Source organism: Streptomyces sp. NBC_00425, assembly GCF_036030735.1.
In the GTDB taxonomy this organism is placed as follows: Bacteria; Actinomycetota; Actinomycetes; order Streptomycetales; family Streptomycetaceae; genus Streptomyces.
This window is the reverse complement of record NZ_CP107928.1, coordinates 948,357-969,071: the sequence shown is the minus strand read 5'-3', so window position 1 is coordinate 969,071 and position 20,715 is coordinate 948,357. Positions and strand designations below refer to the sequence as shown.

20 protein-coding genes are annotated in these 20,715 nt (G+C 72.4%); 12 read left to right on the top strand and 8 right to left on the bottom strand.

The annotated features are described in order from the left end of the window. Positions 1 to 4: 4 nt before the first annotated feature. Positions 5 to 1,054: a sugar ABC transporter substrate-binding protein gene (locus tag OHS82_RS04220; RefSeq protein WP_057582040.1), complete on the bottom strand. Its 1,050-nt coding sequence runs from the start codon at positions 1,052 to 1,054 to the stop codon at positions 5 to 7. A gap of 883 nt (positions 1,055 to 1,937) precedes the next feature. Between OHS82_RS04220 and OHS82_RS04215 the strand changes: the two genes are divergently transcribed. The 5 genes from OHS82_RS04215 to OHS82_RS04195 are packed head-to-tail and all read left to right on the top strand — an operon-like array spanning position 1,938 to position 6,262. Continuing rightward, the gene (locus OHS82_RS04215) at positions 1,938 to 2,789 is read left to right on the top strand and encodes a fumarylacetoacetate hydrolase family protein (protein WP_057582039.1); all 852 of its coding nucleotides are present in this window, start codon (positions 1,938 to 1,940) and stop codon (positions 2,787 to 2,789) included. 11 nt (positions 2,790 to 2,800) lie between these two features. Continuing rightward, the gene (locus OHS82_RS04210; protein ID WP_057582038.1) at positions 2,801 to 4,138 is read left to right on the top strand and encodes an L-fuconate dehydratase; all 1,338 of its coding nucleotides are present in this window, start codon (positions 2,801 to 2,803) and stop codon (positions 4,136 to 4,138) included. Then, complete coding sequence (locus OHS82_RS04205; protein ID WP_057582037.1) at positions 4,135 to 4,893, top strand: SDR family NAD(P)-dependent oxidoreductase; 759 nt, start codon at positions 4,135 to 4,137, stop codon at positions 4,891 to 4,893. Before OHS82_RS04210 ends, OHS82_RS04205 begins: the two co-directional genes overlap by 4 nt. Continuing rightward, entirely contained in the window at positions 4,890 to 5,954 is a 1,065-nt protein-coding gene (locus OHS82_RS04200; protein ID WP_328433303.1) for an aldo/keto reductase, read from the top strand. The genes OHS82_RS04205 and OHS82_RS04200 overlap by 4 nt, the downstream gene beginning before the upstream one ends. Further along, positions 5,951 to 6,262, top strand: a complete 312-nt coding sequence (locus OHS82_RS04195) for an L-rhamnose mutarotase (protein WP_057582036.1) — start codon at positions 5,951 to 5,953, stop codon at positions 6,260 to 6,262. Before OHS82_RS04200 ends, OHS82_RS04195 begins: the two co-directional genes overlap by 4 nt. 18 nt (positions 6,263 to 6,280) lie before the next feature. On the opposite strand, the gene OHS82_RS04190 is transcribed toward OHS82_RS04195, so the two are convergent. Further along, positions 6,281 to 7,000, bottom strand: coding sequence for a glycoside hydrolase family 75 protein (locus tag OHS82_RS04190; RefSeq protein ID WP_328433302.1), 720 nt, complete (start codon positions 6,998 to 7,000; stop codon positions 6,281 to 6,283). Positions 7,001 to 7,241: 241 nt separating this feature from the next. On the opposite strand from OHS82_RS04190, the gene OHS82_RS04185 reads away from it, so the two are divergent. Both OHS82_RS04185 and OHS82_RS04180 read left to right on the top strand, forming a co-directional pair. After that, positions 7,242 to 8,030, top strand: a complete 789-nt coding sequence (locus tag OHS82_RS04185; protein WP_057582034.1) for a heparin lyase I family protein — start codon at positions 7,242 to 7,244, stop codon at positions 8,028 to 8,030. Between the two features lie 145 nt (positions 8,031 to 8,175). After that, positions 8,176 to 8,679, top strand: coding sequence for a hypothetical protein (locus tag OHS82_RS04180; RefSeq protein WP_057582033.1), 504 nt, complete (start codon positions 8,176 to 8,178; stop codon positions 8,677 to 8,679). A gap of 42 nt (positions 8,680 to 8,721) precedes the next feature. Here the strand turns inward: OHS82_RS04180 and OHS82_RS04175 are convergent, their stop codons facing one another. After that, positions 8,722 to 10,311 carry a DUF4139 domain-containing protein gene (locus OHS82_RS04175; RefSeq protein WP_328433301.1) on the bottom strand — a complete coding sequence of 530 codons (1,590 nt, stop codon included), beginning with the start codon at positions 10,309 to 10,311 and terminating at the stop codon, positions 8,722 to 8,724. A 7-nt stretch (positions 10,312 to 10,318) separates the two neighbouring features. Then, entirely contained in the window at positions 10,319 to 12,442 is a 2,124-nt protein-coding gene (locus tag OHS82_RS04170; protein ID WP_328433300.1) for a DUF4139 domain-containing protein, read from the bottom strand. Positions 12,443 to 12,632: 190 nt separating this feature from the next. Between OHS82_RS04170 and OHS82_RS04165 the strand changes: the two genes are divergently transcribed. Continuing rightward, positions 12,633 to 13,082 carry a hypothetical protein gene (locus tag OHS82_RS04165; RefSeq protein WP_057582030.1) on the top strand — a complete coding sequence of 150 codons (450 nt, stop codon included), beginning with the start codon at positions 12,633 to 12,635 and terminating at the stop codon, positions 13,080 to 13,082. Between the two features lies 1 nt (position 13,083). Here the strand turns inward: OHS82_RS04165 and OHS82_RS04160 are convergent, their stop codons facing one another. Both OHS82_RS04160 and OHS82_RS04155 read right to left on the bottom strand, forming a co-directional pair. Next, positions 13,084 to 14,193: a VanZ family protein gene (locus OHS82_RS04160; RefSeq protein WP_328433299.1), complete on the bottom strand. Its 1,110-nt coding sequence runs from the start codon at positions 14,191 to 14,193 to the stop codon at positions 13,084 to 13,086. 72 nt (positions 14,194 to 14,265) lie between these two features. After that, positions 14,266 to 14,616: a hypothetical protein gene (locus tag OHS82_RS04155; protein ID WP_057582028.1), complete on the bottom strand. Its 351-nt coding sequence runs from the start codon at positions 14,614 to 14,616 to the stop codon at positions 14,266 to 14,268. 231 nt (positions 14,617 to 14,847) lie between these two features. Between OHS82_RS04155 and OHS82_RS04150 the strand changes: the two genes are divergently transcribed. Next, positions 14,848 to 15,732: a restriction endonuclease gene (locus OHS82_RS04150; protein WP_328433298.1), complete on the top strand. Its 885-nt coding sequence runs from the start codon at positions 14,848 to 14,850 to the stop codon at positions 15,730 to 15,732. Positions 15,733 to 15,884: 152 nt separating this feature from the next. Continuing rightward, entirely contained in the window at positions 15,885 to 16,820 is a 936-nt protein-coding gene (locus tag OHS82_RS04145) for a hypothetical protein (RefSeq protein WP_079041483.1), read from the top strand. Between the two features lie 53 nt (positions 16,821 to 16,873). Here OHS82_RS04145 and OHS82_RS04140 read toward each other — a convergent pair whose 3' ends face one another. Further along, positions 16,874 to 17,722 (bottom strand): ABC transporter permease, encoded by an 849-nt coding sequence (locus OHS82_RS04140; protein ID WP_328433297.1) that lies wholly within the window; start codon positions 17,720 to 17,722, stop codon positions 16,874 to 16,876. Next, the gene (locus tag OHS82_RS04135) at positions 17,719 to 18,639 is read right to left on the bottom strand and encodes an ATP-binding cassette domain-containing protein (protein WP_328433296.1); all 921 of its coding nucleotides are present in this window, start codon (positions 18,637 to 18,639) and stop codon (positions 17,719 to 17,721) included. The genes OHS82_RS04140 and OHS82_RS04135 overlap by 4 nt, the downstream gene beginning before the upstream one ends. Positions 18,640 to 18,848: 209 nt before the next feature. Here OHS82_RS04135 and OHS82_RS04130 point away from each other — a divergent pair, with 209 nt between their 5' ends. Further along, entirely contained in the window at positions 18,849 to 20,027 is a 1,179-nt protein-coding gene (locus tag OHS82_RS04130) for a sensor histidine kinase (protein WP_328433295.1), read from the top strand. Then, positions 20,024 to 20,686: a response regulator transcription factor gene (locus OHS82_RS04125; protein ID WP_328433294.1), complete on the top strand. Its 663-nt coding sequence runs from the start codon at positions 20,024 to 20,026 to the stop codon at positions 20,684 to 20,686. The genes OHS82_RS04130 and OHS82_RS04125 overlap by 4 nt, the downstream gene beginning before the upstream one ends. The last annotated feature ends 29 nt before the right edge of the window (positions 20,687 to 20,715 follow it).

Genomic DNA, 20,715 nt, shown 5'->3' with positions numbered 1-20,715 from the left:
GACGTCAGCCGACGTTGTTGCCCCACAGGGTCTTGTCGTCCACGTTGTCCTTGGTGACCAGCGGCGCCGGCAGCTGGTCCTCGAGGCCGTTGGGGATCTTGATGATGGTGGAGTCGTGGTCGGTGGCACCCGGCTTGAAGGTCTTCCCCTCGGCGGCGGCCTCCGCGTAGTACAGCGCGTACTTGGCGTAGAGGTCCGCGGGCTGGGAGACGGTGGCGTCGATCTGGCCCTTGCGGATCGCGTCGAACTCCTGCGGGATGCCGTCGTTGGAGACGATGGAGATGTGGCCCTTCTGGCCGACGGGCTTGAGCAGGCCCTTCTGCTCCAGCAGGGCCAGGGTCGGTTGCAGGAAGACACCGCCGGCCTGCATGTAGACGCCGTTCAGGTCGGGGTGCTGGGCGAGCAGGCTCTGCAGTTTGGCGGAGGCCACGTCGCCCTTCCAGTCGGTCGGCAGCTCGAACACCTTGATCTTCGGGAACTTCGTCTTCATGCACTCCGCGAACGCCTCGGAGCGGTCGCGCCCGTTGATCGAGTCCAGCGCCCCCTGGAATTCGGCGACCTTGCCCGTGCCGCCCAGCTGCTTGCCGAGGAACTCGCAGGCCTTGGTGCCGTACGCGCGGTTGTCCGCGCGGACGACCATGTAGACGTCGCCCTTGTCGGGTCTGGTGTCCACGCTGACCACCGGGATCTTCTTCGACGCGAGGGTGTCGAGGGTCGACGCGATCGCGCCGGTGTCCTGGGGAGCCATGACGACGGCCTTGGCTCCGGTGTTCTGGAACACCTGGACGTTGGCGACCAGCTTGGTGACGTCGTTCTGCGAATTGCTCAGGGGCAGGGCGTTGACGCCGTCCGTCTTGATGTCGCCCTTGAGGTACTGCGCGTAGGAGTTCCAGAAGTCGGAGTCGGAACGCGGCAGGTCGATGCCGAGGGCGGGCTTGTCGCCGCCCGCCGACGTCGAGCCGGTGCTCTCGCGGTTGCACGCGGTGGTTAGGGCCAGGACCGCGACGACGGCGCTGACGGCTGCGGCGGTGGAGCGGGTGTGAGCGAGCTTCATGGCCGTGTTCTCTCCTAAGCCAGGGGCGCGGGGCCGCAGGGCGACGGTGGGAGGGGAGGCGTACCCGCCTGTCGGGAGGGGGCGGAGGCGCCGGCCGGGCAGGTGCCGATCCTGGTGTCGAATGCGCGGATCGTGCCCGAGGAGGAGGGGAATGAGGGTCAGCCGGTGACCGAGACGGCGGCAGCGGGCGGCCGCACGGGTGCGGCCCGAACGGCGCACCGGACGATGCGAACCATTCCTCCGATGTATCTCGGACGACCAGGACGTTACGACGACGTTGCCGAGATTGACAAGACTCCGCGGGCCGACGATTTGCGGCACATCGTGCCGGGAGCCGCCCAGGCGTGGCTCCGGCTCCCGGCATTGCCGGTCGCCATACCGTCCGACCTGGGATTTCAAGGCTGCGCAGGGATCGGGCGACGAGTTGCGACGGGCTCACGATTCGGCAACGGCACCGTCGGTCGGGCGGCGGCGGGCCGGAGACGCCCGCGGTGAGGCCGGTGTCCTTCTTCGGGACAATCATGGGCGTGTCCGCATATCCCGCCCTCGCTGAGGCGGATCATCGAGAGCACGGCAGGGGATTCATCGGATGGTGACTCGTGTGGCGCCTCTCACTCCTGGGCATGGCCATGGCGGACAGGGACCGGAAGGTGCTGGGCCGGCAAGGGTCCGGAAATACATCCGAGGAATCCATTGTCAGCTCCGGATTCCGCATCTATGGTCGCTCTGCCGCCATACATCCGATGACTGGGTGCGCGGGCGCATGAGCACCGCGGAACGGTCCAAGCCTGGACGACCCGACCGGCCCCGCCCCACGGCCGGCCGGCCGACCCTCAGACGGAACACGCACGGCGGAAACCCGCACGGCAGAGGAGTTGCCCCAGTGAAACTGCTTCGAGTCGGCGCCCCCGGACAGGAGCGCCCCGCCGTCCGCACCGACGACGGCCGGCTGCTCGACCTGTCGTCCGTGACGCCGGACATCGACGGCGCCTTCCTGGCCTCGGGCGGAGTCGACCGGGCCCGCGTGGCCGTCACGGCGGGAGAACTGCCCGAGCTCGACCCGGCCGGCCTGCGCGTCGGCGCTCCGGTCGCCCGTCCCGGCAAGATCGTCTGTGTCGGTCTGAACTACCGCGACCACGCCGCCGAGACCGGCGCGGCGATCCCGCCGCGTCCGGTGGTGTTCATGAAGGACCCGGGCACGGTCGTCGGCCCGTACGACGAGGTGCTGATTCCGCGCGGCTCGGTGAAGACCGACTGGGAGGTCGAGCTCGCCGTCGTCATCGGTCGTCGGGCCCGCTACCTCGACGGACCGCGGGCCGCCCGGGACGTGATCGCGGGATACGCGGTCAGCCACGACGTCTCCGAGCGCGAGTTCCAGCTCGAGTACTCGTCCCAGTGGGACCTCGGCAAGTCCTGCGAGACCTTCAATCCGCTCGGGCCGTGGCTCGTCACCGCCGACGAGGTGGGCGACCCGCAGAACCTCGCCCTGCATCTGAGCGTCAACGGCGAGAAGCGACAGGACGGCCACACCGGGGACATGATCTTCGCGGTCGACCACCTCGTGTCCTACCTGAGCCGGTACCTGGTCCTGGAGCCCGGTGACGTGATCAACACCGGAACGCCCGCGGGCGTGGCCCTCGGCCTGCCCGGCACTCCCTACCTCCGCCCCGGCGACACCGTCGAGCTCTCCGTCGACGGCCTCGGCGCCCAGCGTCAGACCTTCGCCCAAGCGTGAAAGGCAGCACCTTGACTGCAACCTCCGCCCGGATCACCGCGGTCGACACCTACGACGTCCGCTTCCCCACCTCGCGGGAACTGGACGGCTCCGACGCGATGAACCCGGACCCCGACTACTCCGCCGCCTACGTCGTCCTGCGCACCGACGCCGGTGACGGACACGAGGGCCATGGCTTCACCTTCACCATCGGACGTGGCAACGACGTCCAGGTCGCGGCGATCGGCGCGCTGAGACCCCACATCGTCGGGCGGAGCGTCCAGGACCTGTGCGCCGACCCCGGTTCGCTCAGCCGTGACCTGATCGGCGACAGCCAACTGCGCTGGCTCGGCCCCGAGAAGGGCGTGATGCACATGGCGATCGGCGCCGTGCTCAACGCCGTGTGGGACCTCGCCGCCAAGCGCGAGGACAAGCCGCTGTGGCAGTTGCTCGCCCACGCCGAACCCGAGTGGCTCGTCTCCCAGGTCGACTTCCGCTACATCGCCGACGCCCTCACCCCCGAGGACGCCCTGAGGCTGCTGCGCGAGGGCCGCACCGGCATCGCGGAGCGGGAGACGTCTCTGCTGCAGGACGGCTACCCGGGCTACACCACCTCCCCGGGCTGGCTCGGCTACTCCGACGACAAGCTCACCCGGCTGGCCAAGCAGGCCGTCGCCGACGGCTTCACCCAGATCAAGCTGAAGGTCGGCGCGGACCTGGACGACGACATCCGCCGCCTGCGCACCGCCCGCGCCGCCGTCGGCAGCGGAATCCGCATCGCCATCGACGCCAACCAGCGATGGAACGTGGACGAGGCGATCGAGTGGACCAACGCGCTCGCCGAGTTCGACCCGTACTGGATCGAGGAGCCCACCAGCCCGGACGACGTTCTCGGCCACGCCGCCGTACGCCGCGCCGTGGCGCCCGTGAAGGTCGCCACCGGCGAGCACGTGCAGAACCGCATCGTCTTCAAACAGCTCCTCCAGGCCGGCGCCATCGACGTCCTGCAGATCGACGCGGCCCGGGTCGGCGGCGTCAACGAGAACCTCGCGATCCTGCTGCTCGCCGCCAAGTTCGGGGTGCCGGTCTGCCCGCACGCCGGCGGGGTGGGTCTGTGCGAGCTGGTGCAGCACCTGTCGATGTTCGACTACCTGGCGCTCTCCGGCACGACCGAGAACCGCGTCATCGAGTTCGTCGACCACCTCCACGAGCACTTCACCGCGCCCGTCGTCATGCGCGACGGCCGCTACTCCGCGCCGCTCGCGCCCGGGTTCTCCGCCACCATGCGCGAGGAGTCGATCGCCGCGTACCACTACCCGGACGGCGCGTTCTGGGCCGCCGACCGCGCAGCTCAGGGAGGGACCGCATGACCGATCTGTCAGGGCTCAGGGCGATCGTCACCGGGGGCGCGTCCGGCATCGGCCTCGCGACCGCCCGCACACTGGCGGCGCGGGGCGCGTCGGTCGCCGTCCTCGACCTCGACCCGGACGGCGTCGGCGAGCCGCTGCTCGGCTTCCGGGCCGACGTCACGCACGACGCCTCGGTGCGTACGGCCGTGCAACAGGCCGCCGAGCGGCTCGGCGGCCTGGACATCCTGGTGAACAACGCGGGCATCGGCGCGGTGGGCACCGTCGAGGACAACACGGACGACGACTGGCACCGGGTCCTGGACGTCAACGTCGTCGGCATCGTGCGCGTCACCCGCGCCGCCCTGCCGCATCTGCGTCGCTCCGCGCATGCGGCGGTCGTCAACACCTGCTCGATCGGGGCCACGGCGGGCCTTCCCCAGCGCGCCCTGTACTGCGCCAGCAAGGGGGCGGTCCTCTCGCTCACTCTCGCCATGGCCGCCGACCACGTCCGCGAGGGCATCCGGGTCAACTGCGTGAACCCGGGCACCGCCGACACACCCTGGGTCTCCCGGCTTCTCGACGCGGCGGACGACCCCGAGCGCGAGCGCGCCGCGCTCAACGCCCGACAGCCCATGGGACGCCTGGTCACCGCGGACGAAGTCGCCGCGGCCATCGTCTACCTGGCGAGTCCCGCCGCGGCCTCCGTCACCGGCACCTCGCTCGCGGTGGACGGCGGCATGCAGGGGCTGCGGCTGCGGCCCGCGGACCGGTCGTGAGGACCACCGGGCCGGGCGCGGGCGAGGTAGCGGCCCCGGAGCTGGCGCTGGGCTGCGCGGCTCTCGGCAACCTCTACCGACCGGTCTGCGACGCCGACGCCCGTGCCACCGTGGACGCCGCCTGGGACGCCGGCATCCGCACGTTCGACACCGCGCCCCACTACGGGCTCGGTCTGTCGGAACGTCGGCTGGGCGCCGCGCTGCGCGACCGCCCCCGTGACGCCTACACCCTCTCCACCAAGGTGGGCCGGCTGCTCGTCCCGCATCCGCAGGGGGGCGCCGGCGACGACCTGGCGCACGGTTTCGCCGTCCCGGCCACCCACCGCAGAGTGTGGGACTTCAGCGCGGACGGGGTGCTGCGCTCCCTGGAGGCGAGCCTCGAACGGCTCGGCGTCGACCGCGTCGACGTGGCCCTGCTGCACGACCCCGACGCCCACGCCGAGCAGGCGTTGCGGGAGGCGTACCCGGCGCTGGAGCGGCTGCGCGCCGAGGGCGTGATCGGCGCGATCGGGATCGGGACGAACCAGTCGGCGCTGCCCGCCCGGTTCGTGCGCGAGACCGACATCGACGTGGTCCTGCTGGCCGGCCGCTACACGCTCCTGGACCAGGACGGGCTCGCCGAACTGCTGCCGGAGGCAGCAGCCCGCGGCCGAGGCGTCGTCATCGGCGGGGTGTTCAACTCCGGTCTGCTCACCGCGCCCCGGCACGGCGCCACCTACGACTACGTACCGGCTCCCCGGCCGGTGCTCGACCGGGCGCTGCGGCTGCAGGCGGTCACCGAGCGCCACGGCGTGCCGCTGCGGGCCGCCGCGCTGCGCTTCCCGTTCGGCCATCCCGCGGTGACGAGCGTCCTGACCGGGGCGCGGTCGCCGCAGGAGGTGCACGACACCGTGCACCAGCTGCGACGCCCGATCCCGGACGCCCTGTGGGACGAGCTGCGCGCCGAGGGACTGCTCGACCCCCGCACCCCCGTCCCCTCGGCCACGCCGGGTGGGCGGACCGCTCCGGCCGGGCACGCCGCCCGGGCCGGGAGAGCCACGTCGTCCGAGGAGCCGTCATGAGGGTCGCCCTGCACACCAAGGTCCGCGCCGACCGTGTCGCGGAGTACGAGGCCGCGCACCGCGAGGTGCCCGAGGAGCTGACCGCCGCCATCCGCGCCGCGGGGGTGACCGAGTGGACCATCTGGCGCAGCGGCACGGACCTGTTCCACCTGCTGGACGTCGCGGACTACCCGGCGATGATCGCCGAACTCGAGAAGCTGCCCGTCAACACCGCGTGGCAGGCGCGGATGGCCGGCCTGCTCGACGTCGCCCACGACTACTCCGCGGACGGCGCGGACGCCTCGCTGCCGGTGGTGTGGGAGCTGTGACCACGCCGCAGGGGTGCGTCAGTTGTCACGGAGGAAGGCCTGGGCGAGCCGGTCTCCGAGGCTGACGGCCGCGCTGTGGCTCTCGATGGGGGACACCTTCGAGTTCTTGAACAGGATGTAGGTGACGCCGGAGTCGGTGCCGCCGTTCTCCGGGTCCGGATCGATGCCGAGCGCCTTGGCCGTCGCGTACGAGGCCTCGCCGATGATCTTCGTGGGGCCGGTGTCGCCGACGACCGCGTACTCCAACTTGTTCTGGTAGATCACCGCGACCACCCCGCCGCCCTTGATGCCGGCCGAGCCGTAGTTCCACAGCGAGCTGGAGCTGGGCACGACGACGTAGGGCAGGGTGTCGGCGCGCAGCGGCCTGCCGTCCGACTGGTGGAAGGCCGTGTCGTCCTGGTACCAGGGGTCGGTGGCCTCACTGCACTTGGAGGTCCGCTGCCCGTCGCAGTCGACGTCCATGTCGGCCTTCCAGAAGACCGCGCCGTTCTTGCCGCACACCGGGACGGTGGCCGACGTCTCCTCGTCGGTCCGGTACTTGCCGCTCGATATCTGCGAGCACGACGTCACCTTGGCCAGCAGGGCGGCGGCGCTGACCGATCCCTCCTGCGCCGCGGCGGGGCGGTCGGCGTCCGCGCCGGAACCCCGGGCGAGACCGGAGGCGTTCGAGGGCAGGAAGGCGGTGGCCAGGAGAGCGGCGCCGGCGGCCGCCGTGAGGGTCAGTGATCGAGGGCGCACGGTGGGGGACCCTTCTGTTAGGAAAGTTTCCTTACTGGGTGCCGTACAACGTGGACCCTCGCCCTCGACGCCGTCAACCCTCCTGCGGGAACCGGATATTGGCCGGAATCGAACCGGACCTCATCGGTCCGGACCATTGACCGCGCCTGATCCGACCGGGACTCTGTTGCACACCCCAGGAACTGCTGTGTGAATCTGGGTCATGTATGTGAACTTCGGACGTGAACGAGGTGAGCCAGTCTTGAGCACATCCCGCAGGACCCTGCTCGGCGCGGCGCTCGGCGGTGCGGCGACGGCCTCGGTCGTCGGCCTGCCCGGCGCCGCACACGCCGCCTCCTGGCAGCAGAAGTGGGCCCCGACGGCGCGCCGTGACGGCCTCGGCGCCTTCGAGACCGTCGAGGACGACCGCGCCGACTCCCACCCCGCCGGACAGCCGCACATCCGGACCGAGGGCGACAACTGGCGTTTCACCATGCACAGGGCCGACCGGGACACCTCGACCGACCGTCAGCGCCAGGAGGTCACGGGCCTGCGCAACGGCAGCGGCGCCGACTACCTCACCTGGGGCTCGGGTCAGACCTGGCGGGTCACCTACTCGATGTACATCCCCAGCTCGCTGAAGGCGACCACCACCTTCACGCACATCATGCAGATGAAACAGCCCGGCAACGGCACCTCCCCGATCGTCGTGCAGTCACTGCGCAGGGTGAACGGCCGGCAGACCATCGAGCTGAGACTCCCCGTCGACGACATCCTCGTCGGCCGCACCGACCTGGACCCGCTGCACGACAGGTGGACCGACGTCGACTTCCAGATCAAGGTCGGCAACGGCTCGGCGGGCTCGGTCCGATGGATCCTCAAGAGCGGCGGCGCGACCGTCGTCGACGCCTCGAAGACCGGCGTCGACACCTTCCTGGCCGACCGGGTACGCCCGAAGTGGGGCGTCTACCGCTCGCTCGGCGACACCTCCGGGTCCCTGCAGGACACGTACCTTCTGCTCACGGGCCTGCGCGGCTACCAGCTCGTGTGAGGAGCCGTCCGACTCCACCGCCTCCGCCATCGCCGCCTCCCGGCACGAGCCTGCGTAAATGCGGTCACCGTCCGACGTGATGAGCAGGCAGGATGATCCCCGTGGCCGCCGCGCCACGACACCGGAGCACCACGGGAGATCCCGCATGGCCGACTGCCATCCGTACCGCATCGCCACCACGAGAGGGGAGTCGACCCTGATCTGGCGGCCCGGCGAGGGCGACGACCCCGACGCGCTCGCTGTCGACGACCTGGGAAGGCTCCTCACGTTCCGCGACCTGGCCACCCTCGAGGACCACTGCGACCGCAACGGCTGGGAGCTGGTCCGGGAGGGCGAGGCCACTCTCGATCTCGCAGCCGTACGCCGGTGGGTGGAAACCCCCGACGACGGCCCGGTCTCGGCGGGACAGCTGCTGGAAGCCTGGAACTTCTTCGACGACCTTTCCCACAGCCTGGACGACCACCCGGCCCTGCCCTCCCGGGGGCCGCTCCAGGACCGCGCCTACGAGAAGATCTTCGGCGGCGAAGCCCTCGAGCCGACCGCCGCAGACGGAGCCTGGACGGACGAGGAGACCGCAGCGGTGCGTGAACTGCTCCGCTCGGGACTGGAGTTCTGGGAGCGGGCCGTGAACGCATCCGTCACCGCCTGACCGGTCTCGGGCCTTTCCGGAGCCCGGCTCCCGGACCGTCCGTCACAGGCCGCTGACCTTGCTGCTCGCCGTCATCTCGTAGACGAGGGTGACCGTGCGGTGGCCGCCGGGTGCGAGAGTGAGGTCCCACCGGACGATGCCGTCGGCGTCGACCGCGTCGGGCGCGGGGGAGCAGGCGTCTTCGCGCAGGCGCGTCTGCACGGCCGAGATCTCGGAGACAGGCATCCGTTCACGCACGACGATCACTCCGTCGTCGGGTGCGTCGGGTGCGTCGGATGCCTCCGGGGTGTCGTCCGGGGCGGAGAAGCGGGACAGATGCAGTCGGACCGTACGGGTCAGGACGGTTCGCTGGGTGAGGGCGGAGGTGTCGCGAACCTCCTCGGTGTCCCGGACGACGCGGTGGTCGTCGAGGCTGCCGAAGGCGAGTTCGACGCGGGCTCCTGGAGCGGTGAAGTCCAGGGTGCCGCGGCCGCTGTACCCGCTGCGGCGCACCAGGTCGACCGGGCCGGCCAGCAGGGCGTGGCCGGACCGGTTGTCGAACCGGGCCACCTGGGTGACCAGCGGGGACAACTCGGGCGCGCAGGCGTGCTCCACACTCGCGGTCGTGGTGAACGCGGAGAGCGGTACGCGGTGGCCGCGCCCGTCCCCGGGGACCCGTACCGGCGCGGGGGCGTGCAGCACCCGCGTCTCGCCGCCGTCGTCCACGCCCGGAAGGCCGACCACCGGCGCGGGGCCGAGGTCCGCGATCTCCTCCTCGCGCAGTTCTACGTCGACGCTGCGGCGCTCCGCGGGGGAGCGGTCCTGGAGGGTGAGCCGGTCCTCCCGCAGCCGCGGCGGAACGGCGGCCTGCGCCGAACGGGCCGTGGACAGGGTCAACGTCACATCGGACCAGTCCTCGCCGGTGCGCTGCCAGACCATCGCGTCGGTCTCCAGCGAAAGGGAGTCTCCCTCGAGCACGGCCCGGTAGACCGGCCGCCACAGCGCACAGGCGGTGAGGTGGCTCAGCCGCAGACCGGCCCGCCCCGCGGCCGCCGCCTCCACGGTCAGTTCGATGTGGCCGGTCAGTTCGGCCGGTTCTTCCTCGGCCACCTCCATGGCCCCGCGAGCCGACGCGAGTTCGGCGGCTCGGGCGGCGAACCGAGCCTCCACGATGCGTAGTTGCTCTCCGTGGGAATCCCGCTCGCCGTCCAGACGGTCCAGTTCGCGGTCCCAGCGGGGCCCTTCGACCTCTCCGTGACCGGTGCCCTCAGCGATCTCGCGCAACAGATCGGCGGCGAGACGGCCGAGTGCGTCGAGGCGGGTCTGCAGCCGGTCGCGCTGCCGGCCCAGGACGAGCAGCTCCTCTTCGAGGGCGTGCACGCGGTGCCGCAGGGCGCTGTCGTCGTCGGTGGGCCGGGGCCCGCGCGGGCTCCAGCCACGGACGATCCGCGCGTCGAGCACGGTCGCCGGGGCGTCGGCGGTGATCTCCGCGTGCAGTGTGCGATCGACGGCCAGCGCGCTCACCGGCCCCAGACGCAGCCGCTGGACACCGGCTTCGAGGTCGAGGACGGCGGTGCGCTCGACGTGGGCGCGGTCCTCCAGACAGGTGACGGCCGTGACGGGCAGGGGGATCGGCTCGGGTGCCGTGGACATGGGTGCGTCAGCTCCTGCGGTTGCCGCCGGCCAAGGTCTTGGCGGAGGGGATGCGGATCTCGTAGCCGCCGTCGAGGGCGGTGGTGGCGCCGGCGGGCAGCTCCACCCGCCAGACGCGGGTGCCGGGCGCGTGGTGTTCGGCGCCGGTGTCCGTGGGCGGCGCGGTCCAGTCGGCCCGTTCGTCGATCCGGACGTCCGGGTCGGAGGAGACCGGCACCCGTTCGCGGACCTCGACGGTGACGGGCTCGGCGAGCCGGTTGGCCAGCTCCACGTGGACGCGGTGGTCGAGCACGGTGGTGGAGTTGCGCAGCCCCGAGGTCGACTCGTGCAGATTCGTGCGGCGGGTCACCCGGACGCCCTCGGCCTGACCCAGCCCCACCCGGCACACACCGCCCGGCGCGAGGGTGGGCAAGGCCGCGGTCAGCAGGAAGTCGTCGCCGGCGGTGATCTCCACGGGGCCCGCCGGCAGAGCCTGGTCGGTGGCGTTGGAGAGCGCCAGCGTCGCGTACACGGTCTGCTCCACGGACGGCACACAGAGGTACTCGGTGCGCAGACCGACCGAGATCTCACCGACGGTGACGGTGTGCCAGGTGCCGTCGGACGGGATGTCGGCGCGGGCGACGGCGTCGTACCGGTGGTCGAATGAGCCCGCCGACTCGCGGGGCCGCACGGCGTGGGCGGGCAGCGGCAGCGCGGCCACGCTCTCGGCGCGGCGGCGGTACTCGGCCGCCGTCGGGTCGAAGGGGACGTCGGGGAACAGCCGGCCGCGACGAGCGTGCTGTTCGTCCGGTCCGCACAGGACGAGAGCCGTGTAGTCGAGTTCGGATCCGCTCGGCCGCGGCGGACCGGGGACCGCGGGTGCGGGTGCGGAAGACCGAGGCGGCGCGGCCCGGCCGGGGGCCGTGGGCATGGCGGCCGGCGGCATGGCGGCGGGCGCAGCGGGAGAGCGGCGTCCGTCGCCCGGGCGGGAGAACGCCGGCTGTGCGTGGCCTTCCCCTCCGCCGCCGAAAGCCTGCGGGTGGGTACCGCCGGGCGCCGGGGGCGGTGCGCCGTGACCAGGGGCCGCGGCGAGCGGCCGGCCGTAACCCTGCGGCGCCATCGGCATCATCGGCGGGGGCGGCGGAGGCGGCGGGGGGACGGGGACGGGGGTGCCGGCCGCAGCCACGGGCACGGGACGGCCCCCGACGCCGCCTGCCTTCCGTGCCACGGCGGGGCGGCGACCGGCCGCGTCGTAGCCGGCGAACAGATCGGCCAGACCCAACGGCGGCTCGCGCCACCCGGACGGCGTGGGGTCCGGCTGGCGGCGTCCGATGCGCAGCGAGCGGAGTCGGGGCAGGTCGGTACGGCGCCCGAGATCGGCGGTGGCCAGGGCGAGCCGGACGCCGGTCCAGTCCTCGCCGGTGCGCTGAGCGACGGAGGCGCGCAGCACCAGACGGCCGCTGCCCTCGCCCTGACGGTGCGTGAGCCGGTAGGCGGGAGCCCAGACCGCGCCCGGCACCGCGTACTCCAGCTCCACTTCCGCGTCCCCGGCACGGTCGAAGGTCACCAGCGCGGAGACCGTGGTCCGCACGTGGGCGGCCGGCACGTCGGTGGAGGCGCGTGCCAGCCGGTCGGCGGCGACCGCGAGGGCGTGCTCGGCCCGGCCCAGCGCCTTCTCGAGCTCCGCGAGACGGGAGTGCAGCCCGGTGAGCCGTTCGTCGACGAAGTCCGCGAGTTCCAGCCAGGCGTCCACCGGGGTGCGGCGGTGCGGGTCGTCCCGCCTGCGGGCGGGCGGCACCGGACGCAGCGCCCTGACCTCGTCGATCAGTCGCACCTGCCGGTCGTGGCGGGCCTGCGCCGCCGCGCATTCCTCGCGCAGCGCCTCCACCTCGCTGCGCAACGCGTCGGGCGCCGTGGCGCCGAGCGGCTCCGCCTCGACGTCCACGCGTGCCTCGATGACGCGCGAACCCTCGCCGCCGGTGACACGGACGCGCAGGGATCCCGCGTCCAGCGCGCGCGGGAGACCCGTCACACGGACCCGGCCGCCCGGCGGCACGCTGCCGCGGGCCAGGCGGCGGCAGACGGCGCCCTGCGCGTACACCACGACCGAATCGAGGGCCGAGCCCCACCTCGGTGCTGTCCCAGCCGTCATGCGCTCCGCCCCCGTCATGTCAGTGCTGGACGAAGCCTACGTCCGGGGCGGCCGCCCCCGTCGTGCGCCCGACTGTCACATCTGGGCAGCAGCCTGGTCACAGGCCCCCGCGAAATCCTCCCGGCGGGGCCTTCCCCCGCGTCCGCCATGGCACCATTCCTGCGCAAGCTTCACGTCCAGGGGGGACACCATGCGCATCCGCGCCACCATCGTCACCGCGGCCCTGCTTCTCGCCGCGCTCACCGCCTGCTCCTCGTCCGGCGACGACGCCCCGGCCGCGAGCGACTCGGGCACGCCCGTCGCCGAGCCCACCATCAGCGTTCCCGCGGAACACGAGGGCGACGACCTCAAGGCGGCCGTCGCCGTCTACACCGCCTCCTACTTCGCGGGCGACGCGGACACCGCGTACGGCATGTTGTCCGCGCGCTGCGCGAAGAAGATCACCAAGACCGCGTACTCCGAAGTGGTGAAGAAGGCGTCGGCCGACTACGGCGCGGACCACGCGGTGAGCGACGTGCAGGCCGAGGTGTCCGGCAAGACGGGGCGCGCCGGATACAAGGTCACCGGGCTGCCGAAGTTCGACCAGCAGGCGCAGCCGTGGGTGTTGGAGGGCGACGCCTGGAAGTACGACGCCTGCTGACTCAGGGCCGGCGCGACGCGGCGGGGTCCTCGGCCCCGCCGACGGAGAACCCGGTGACCCGGGCGTCGGCGCCGTCACGGGTGCCGTCACCGGCGGTGATGTCGACGGTGAGGGCGAGGCGCACGGGAGTGGGCCCAGCCTCCGGACGACTCCGGTAGGTCACCCGGTAGGTCCGGGCAGGGCCGTCCCCGACGGAACGGATCGTCCGCTCGCGTCCTGCGGCGTACTGCGGAACCCACCGACGCGCGAACTCGTCGGCAGCGTCCGCGACCTGCTTGTGGCTGAGGGACCCTGCGCCACCACGCCGGTTCGACGACGAGGCGCTGAGCAGTTCCTTGTCGGGCCACCAGCCCGAGACGCTGCCGCGGTTCGTGTCCACGGTGATCTTCAGCCGGCCACCGCTCTCCTCCGTGGCGGACCCGGTGACCTCGGTGCCGCTGCCGTAGATGCCCTCGGCCACGGCAGTGAGCCACTCGCCTGCCTGCACGGAGGACTCGACGAGGTCGCGTTTCTGCTCGTCAAGAGCCACGATGTTCACCCCGGTGACCCGGCTGTCGAAGACCGCCGCCACCGCCATCGCGCCGGCCGCGGCGAGGGTGACGCCTCCCAGGAGATCGCGCAGCGGCCGGCGCGGGGGAGTGTGTCGCAGCCAGAGCCACAGCGCCCCGGCCAGGGAACCGGCCACGGCCCCCGTCGCGTTCGCCGCGAGATCGGTCACGCTGCACGAGCGGCCCAACGGCACGGCCGACTGCGTCAGTTCGACCGCCGCACTCAGGGCCGCGCCCGCGACAGCCACCGTGACGGGCCGCCGGAACACCAGAACGGCCAGAAACCCGGCCGGTGCGAAAAGGGCCGTGTTCAGCAGGGAACCCTCCGACGTGAACAGGTGCGAGGGCGCTCCCGTGTCGCACTGCCACCCCTGGAGGCCGGCGTCGCCGGGGAACAGTGTCACCGCCAGGACGCCGGCCAGCTCGACGGCCAGGGCCGTGCGCACCGGCCAGGGCCTGCCGAGGGCTCTCGCCACCAGTGCGGTGGGAACCGCCACGACGACGGCGAGGACCAGGAAGGAGACGAGCAGCCCGGGCACGGCCGCGATGGACGCTTCGATCACTGGGGGACTCTCAGGACGGGATGCCCGGGGCGCCGGACATGGGCCCCGGGTACGGCCGGCACGGCGTCGGGTTCAGGCGTCGTCCCGCCGCGCGAACTGGAGGGACAGGGACCGCAGGACGTCGGCGGTCGAGGTGTCGGTGTTCCCCTCGTCGTGGACCTCGGCCAGGTGCACGAAGGCGTAGGAGAAGCAGGTGGAGAGAGTGAGGATGGCCGGTCCCAGCGCCTCCGTGATGATGGCCGTGGTCTCCTGGGCGGTGGCGTCGGCGGGCAGCTTGATCTCGGGCAGCGTCTCCGCGAGGAGCGCGGAGACGGAGCCCGTCAGCGCCGCCTTGGCGTCCGGGTTCTCGCGGACCTGTCGCCGCATCTCGATCGCCTCGGTGAGGATGCCGACGACTCGCTGCATGATCTCGGATTGCTGCATGGTCGCAGCCTACGAGCGGGCGCGGTTCGGCGAGGCGGATTGGCGCCCGGCCGCCGCGACGGCGTGTGCACGGCATCGGATTCACCGCTCCGCACAGCACCGCACGTCACGCCACCGCGGCACTGCGGGCAGGCGTGATCGCGGACGCCCGTCAGAAGCATCCGTAAACCATCCGTACCTGGGAAGACGGCTTTTGATCTTCATTGACGTCCTCGGGGAGGAAGCATCACCATGGCCGTACCCGTACGTGCTCCGCGTCCCGTGCGCCGACCCCGCCGGTTCGAACTCCGGGCGACGGCCGTGTACTTCGTCCTGCTGGCCGTGCTGCTGACCCTGGTGGGAACGGTCGCCCGAACGGCTGCGGCCGCCGCCGAACGCCGTCCCGCCTGGGCCGTCGCGCTCGCCCTCGTGGCAGCGGGCGCCGTCGTGGCGGGTCGCCGCGGCGGGCGCAGGATATCGGCGGCGAGGCTCGCGCGCCGCGCCGCGGCGGCCCTGGACGAGGCCACGATGACCGCGGTCGAAGTCCTCGACGCCCCGTCACCCGCCCCGTCCCCCGCCTCCGCACCCGCGCCCGACCCTGCGGCCGAACCCCCCGCCGGGCGCGACGGCACGGAACGGACACTTCTCCTCGTCGACCCCCGCGACCCATTCGACTCCGTGGCCCCCGTGGAGCAGGCCGTCGTCGACACCGAGGAGATCGCCTACGAGGCCCTGGACCCCGACGAGTTCGAGCAGGCGATAGCGGACCTGTGCCGACGCGACGGCTGCCGGGACGTCGACGTCGTGGGCGGGGCCGGTGACCTGGGCGCGGACGTCGTGGCGCGGACGCCGGACGGACGCCTGGTCGTCATCCAGTGCAAGCGCTACTGCGACGCCAACCGAGTCGGTTCCCAGGACATGCAGCGGTTCGGCGGCACGTGTTACACCGTTCACGGCGCCGATGTCGCCGTCGTCGTCACCACCAGCGACTTCACCGGTCCCGCGCTCGAGTACGCCGGGCAGTGCGGCATCGTCTGCATCGACGGGCGAGACCTCCTGCGCTGGCAGGAGGGCGGGGGACCCCGACCGTGGGAGCACGAGTTCCCGGCCGGCCAGGAGACCCTGAGCGAGGGGTAGAGGTCGGCCGCCGAGGGCACGGGCCTGCCCGCCGGCATCCGCTCACCGGGGCGTCGTGCCGCCGTGACACATGCCTCCTCGCCGGGTGAGAAGGAGCTCTTACCAGCCGCGATTATGATCCGCGTCCTCGATACGGAGGGGGCCTTGTGGGCATGTTCGGGCGGCGCGGACAGCGTCGTGACGGCGTGGAGCAGCCGCGCGACCGGGAGTTCACGTATCTGTCGGAGGCGGAGGCCGCGCGGTTGCGGGTCCTGGTCCGTGACGCCTTCGCGGGGCGCGGCATCGAGGTGACCGTCGAGTCGGGGCGCGTGACCACGGGCTCGGGCTGGCGGTTCGGACTCACGAACCTCGCGGCCGTCTGCCACAACGACAGACGGGGACCTCGAGGCTGGCCCGCGCTCGTGGACCAGCACGTCGACCGCGCCGTGCGTTCGATGGACGGACCGCAGGCCCTCAAGGCGCTGCCGCACGAACAGGTGCTGACCCGGCTGCACCCCCGGTTCATTCCCGGCGAACCCCGGCTCCTCAAGGCGTTCGGATACGGCCCTGTGTCCGTTCCGGGCCTGCTGGAGGTGCTCGCGCTCGACCTCCCCGAGACCGTCGACATGCTGACCGCGGACCACCTCGCCGACCTGGGTGACCTCACGGCCCTGCGCGAGCGGGCGTTGCAGAACCTGCGGGCCGTCCGCGTCGACAGGCACGAGAGGGTCAAGGACAGGAGCGGCGCCCGTTTCGACGTGCTGATGGGCGACTCGTACTTCGTCGCGAGCCTCGCCCTGGTCCTGGACGAGGTCGTACGCCGGTACGGCAAGGACGCACCGACGCCGGACGGGATCCTCGTCGCGTTGCCGCACCGCCACCAACTCGCTTTCCACGTCATCCGCGACAGCGACCTGGTCCCTTCACTCAACCTCATGGCCCGGTTCGCCGCCGCGGGTCACGAGGAGTCGCCGGGCGCGCTGAGCCCCGCGGTGTTCTGGTGGCACGACGGTGACTTCGCCCAGGTCGCCACGGCGGACGGAGCGAGTGAGTACCTCAAGCTCACCGAGGAGGGGGTCGCGCTGATGGCACGAGTCGTGGGCGGATAGTCAGGCCCTGCGCAGGAGGCTCCGCGGGCGCGGTGTGCGACTGGCGGCCGCGTTCACACGTCACGACGCCTGACGACGAGCACCGCGAGCGCGACGGTGACCAGCGGCCAGAGCATGTAGACGATCCAGGAGCCGGTGACCGTGGCGGTGTAGTCCAGCGAACCGGGACCCGGCCCCCAGTTCTGGACCAGGCGTTTCCAGGCGGACGCCACGAGCGCGTGTTTGACGTCCGCCGACCAACGACTGCTCTCCGAGAACATGATGGGCAGCATCAGCAGCACGAAGACACAGGTGACCATGGTCCCCGCGGCGTGGCGGAGCAGGACGCCGAGGCCCAGACCGACCAGGGCGCTGACCGGAGCCAGCAGCGCGGACGCCGCCAGCGCCCGGAACACCCCGGGGTGGGTGATCGGAACGCCGGCGTGGTGCCCGTCCAGAATGGCCTGTGAGACCAGGAAGGAACCGGTGGAGGCGGCCGTGCCGACCGCCGTCCACAGCGCGGCGGTGACGGCCGCCTTCGCCAGCACGACCGAGCCGCGGGCCGGGACGGCCACGGTGGTGGTGCGGATCAGCCCGCTGCTGTACTCGCTCACGACGGTGAGGGCCCCCATGCTGCCGGCGACCAGGATCAGCGTCCAGTAACCGGCCGGTGGGTAGGCGTCGAAGGGTCGGAAGGCGGCGGGTCCAAAGAGCGCGGCCGAGTCCGACCAGGTCGCCACGGCGGCGGACCCGAGGACGAACACGACGGTGAGGACGAGCGTCCACGGGGTGGAGCGCAGGGACCGCGTCTTGATCCACTCGGCGGCGACGAGGTCGTGGAAGCGGGCGGGCGGCACGTAGGGCCGCGTGGCCGAGGCCGTCGGCGGCTCGGAGGCGGGTGTGGTCATGGGGGTTGTCGTCATCGGGGTTGTCCTGCCGGGTATTCGACGCTGTCGGCGGTCAGTTCCATGAAAGCCGCCTCGAGTGAGGCGGTGCGGGTGGTCAGTTCGTCGACGCGGACCCGGTTCTCGAAGGCGAGCGCTCCGACGCGGTCGGCGGCGAGCCCCCGCACGGAGAGCCTCCCGGCGTCCGCCGGGCCTTCCGGCTCGACCGAAGCGCCCGCCGCGATGAGCACGGCCGTGAGCTCGACCGCCTGCGGGGTGACGACCACGACGCCGCGACGGGCGCCGCGAGCCGCGAAGTCCCGTAGCGGCTCGGCCGCGAGGAGGCGCCCCCGGCCGATGACGACCAGGTGGTCGGCGGTGTTCTCCATCTCGGACATCAGATGGCTGGACAGGAAGACCGTGCGGCCCTCGGCGGCCAGGCGACGGAAGAGCCGGCGCACCCAGAGCACACCTTCCGGATCCATGCCGTTGATCGGCTCGTCGAACATGAGTACGGGCGGGTCGCCGAGCAGGGCGGTCGCGATGCCCAGCCGCTGCTTCATGCCGAGGGAGAACCCGCCGATGCGGCGGTGCGCCGCCTCGGCCAGCCCCGCCTCCCGCAGCACCTCCTCGACCCGACGGCGCGGGATGCCGTTGCTGCGGGCCAGAGCGGACAGATGGGCGGCCGCGCTGCGTCCGCCGTGGACCTGCCCGGCGTCGAGTAGGGCCCCGACGTGCCGCAGTCCGCGCGGGTGACGGTGGAACGGGACGCCGTCGACCGTGGTGGCCCCGGCGGTGGGTGCGTCCAGACCCAGGATCATCCGCAGGGTCGTGGACTTGCCGGCTCCGTTGGGGCCGAGGAATCCGGTGACCCGGCCCGGACGCACGGTGAAGGAGAGCCGGTCGACAGCGGTCCTGTCGCCGTAGCGCTTGGTGAGTTCACTGACTTCGATCACGACGGCCACACTGCCGGGCCGACTCCCCTCCGGGCATGGGGCCTTGGTCGGCAATCACGAGGTCGGGGTCCGCCCCTGGGCGTACGCCCACGGGCCGATGCCCGGCGGACGGCGGCCGGTTAGTCTCGCGGCGTGAAACCCGAGACGATCACTTCGCTGCCCGTGCGCGCCGCACCCCGCGGTGCCGTCCCCGGGAGGGAGGGCCGCCGATGACGAGAACGACGGGCGCGGCCGCCTGGGCGGGCGGCGCCCTGTACCTCCTCACGGTGGCTCTGCTGGTGGGGGCCGCGCCGCAGGCGTCGGGCACGGTCCACGGCGTGGGGGCTCTGCTGGCCGCGAGCCTGCTCGTCGGCACGGTCCGCCGTGTGCCGCTGTCGGCTCTGACCATGGCGCTCATCGGATCCACCGCGGTGGTGGTGGGTCCTCCGAGCCCCGTCGACGACGACCTGTCGGCGGCGTACCAGGGGCAGTTCCTCGCGTTCGTGGCGGTCGACCTCGTGCTGGGCTTCATCGTCGCCACCCGATCACGGCGCCGCGCGACGGTCGCCGTGATCGCGTCCCTCACCGTGCAGCTCCTGGTGATCGGCGGCTTCACGCACGGGGACGGACTGGTCGGCAACCTGGTGATCGCGCTCCTGTCGACGGTCGCGTGCTGCACGGTCGGCCTGCTCGGCCGCGAGCGCCGCGAGCACGCGGCAGCGTTGCGCTCACAGGAGGTGGCCGAGGCGGTGACCACCGAACGTCTGCGGATCGCACGGGAGTTGCACGACATGGTGGCGCACAGCATCGGCATCATCGCCATTCAGGCGGGCGTCGGCAGCAGGGTCATCGAGACCCAGCCGGCACAGGCGCGCGAGGCCCTGAGCGTGATCGAGGCCACCAGCAGGGAGACGCTGTCGGGCCTTCGGCGCACCCTGGTGTCGCTGCGTCAGGCGGACCGGAGCGGACCCGCCCCGCAGCGGTCGCCGCTCTCGCCCCCGGCGGGCCTCGCGGACGTCGAACGCCTGGCGGCCGCGACCGCGGACGCGGGGGTGAGCGTCGACGTGCGCCGCGTCGGGCGGGAGCGTCACCTGCCGCCCGACGTCGACCTGTCCGCCTACCGCATCGTGCAGGAGGCGCTGACCAACGTGGTCCGCCACGCGGGCACCCGGCGCTGTCAGGTGTCCATCGACTACGGGGACGAGGAACTGCTCGTGGAGATCGTCGACGACGGACGCGGCGCCACCGGCGACGGTCCGGTCCTCGGCTTCGGGATCGTCGGGATGCGGGAACGCGTCGGCCTGCTGCACGGCCGTCTCAGCGTCGGGCCGCGCCCCGAGGGCGGCTTCCGGGTCGCCGCCCGACTGCCCCTGCCCGCGCCCGCCGGAGCTCCGGCGGCGACCCGATGACCGTCCGGGTGGTGCTCGCCGACGACCAGCCGCTGGTCCGGTCCGGCCTGCGGGTGCTCATGGCCGACCACCCCGACCTCGAGGTCGTGGGTGAGGCCGCCACCGGCGCCGAGGCCGTCCGACTGGTCGAGGACACCGACCCCGACATCGTCGTCATGGACATCCGGATGCCCGGCATGGACGGCATCGAGGCCACTCGCCTGATCACCGCCGGTCCGGCGACCACCCGCGTCGTCGTCCTCACCACCTTCGACGAGGACGACCACGTGTACGGTGCACTCCGGGCCGGCGCGAGCGGCTTCCTGGTCAAGGACATGGGGTTGGACGACATCCTCGCGGCGATCCGTGTGGTCGCGGCCGGGGACGCCCTGATCGCACCGGGTGTGACGCGCCGTCTGATAGCGGAGTTCGTCAGTCGCCCCGCGCCTGCCCCGGAGCGACCCCCGCGCCCGGTCGGGGGCATCACCGAGCGCGAACGGGAAGTGCTGACCCTGGTCGGACGCGGCCGGTCGAACACCGAGATAGCCGAGGACCTCTTCATCACGACGGCCACCGCCAAGTCCCACGTGTCACGGCTGCTCACGAAACTGGGCGCCCGGGACCGGGTGCAGCTGGTCATCACCGCCTACGAGGCGGGGCTCGTCCCCCCGCCCCGCTGACCCCTCGGCCGGACCCGGTTCAGCACGGT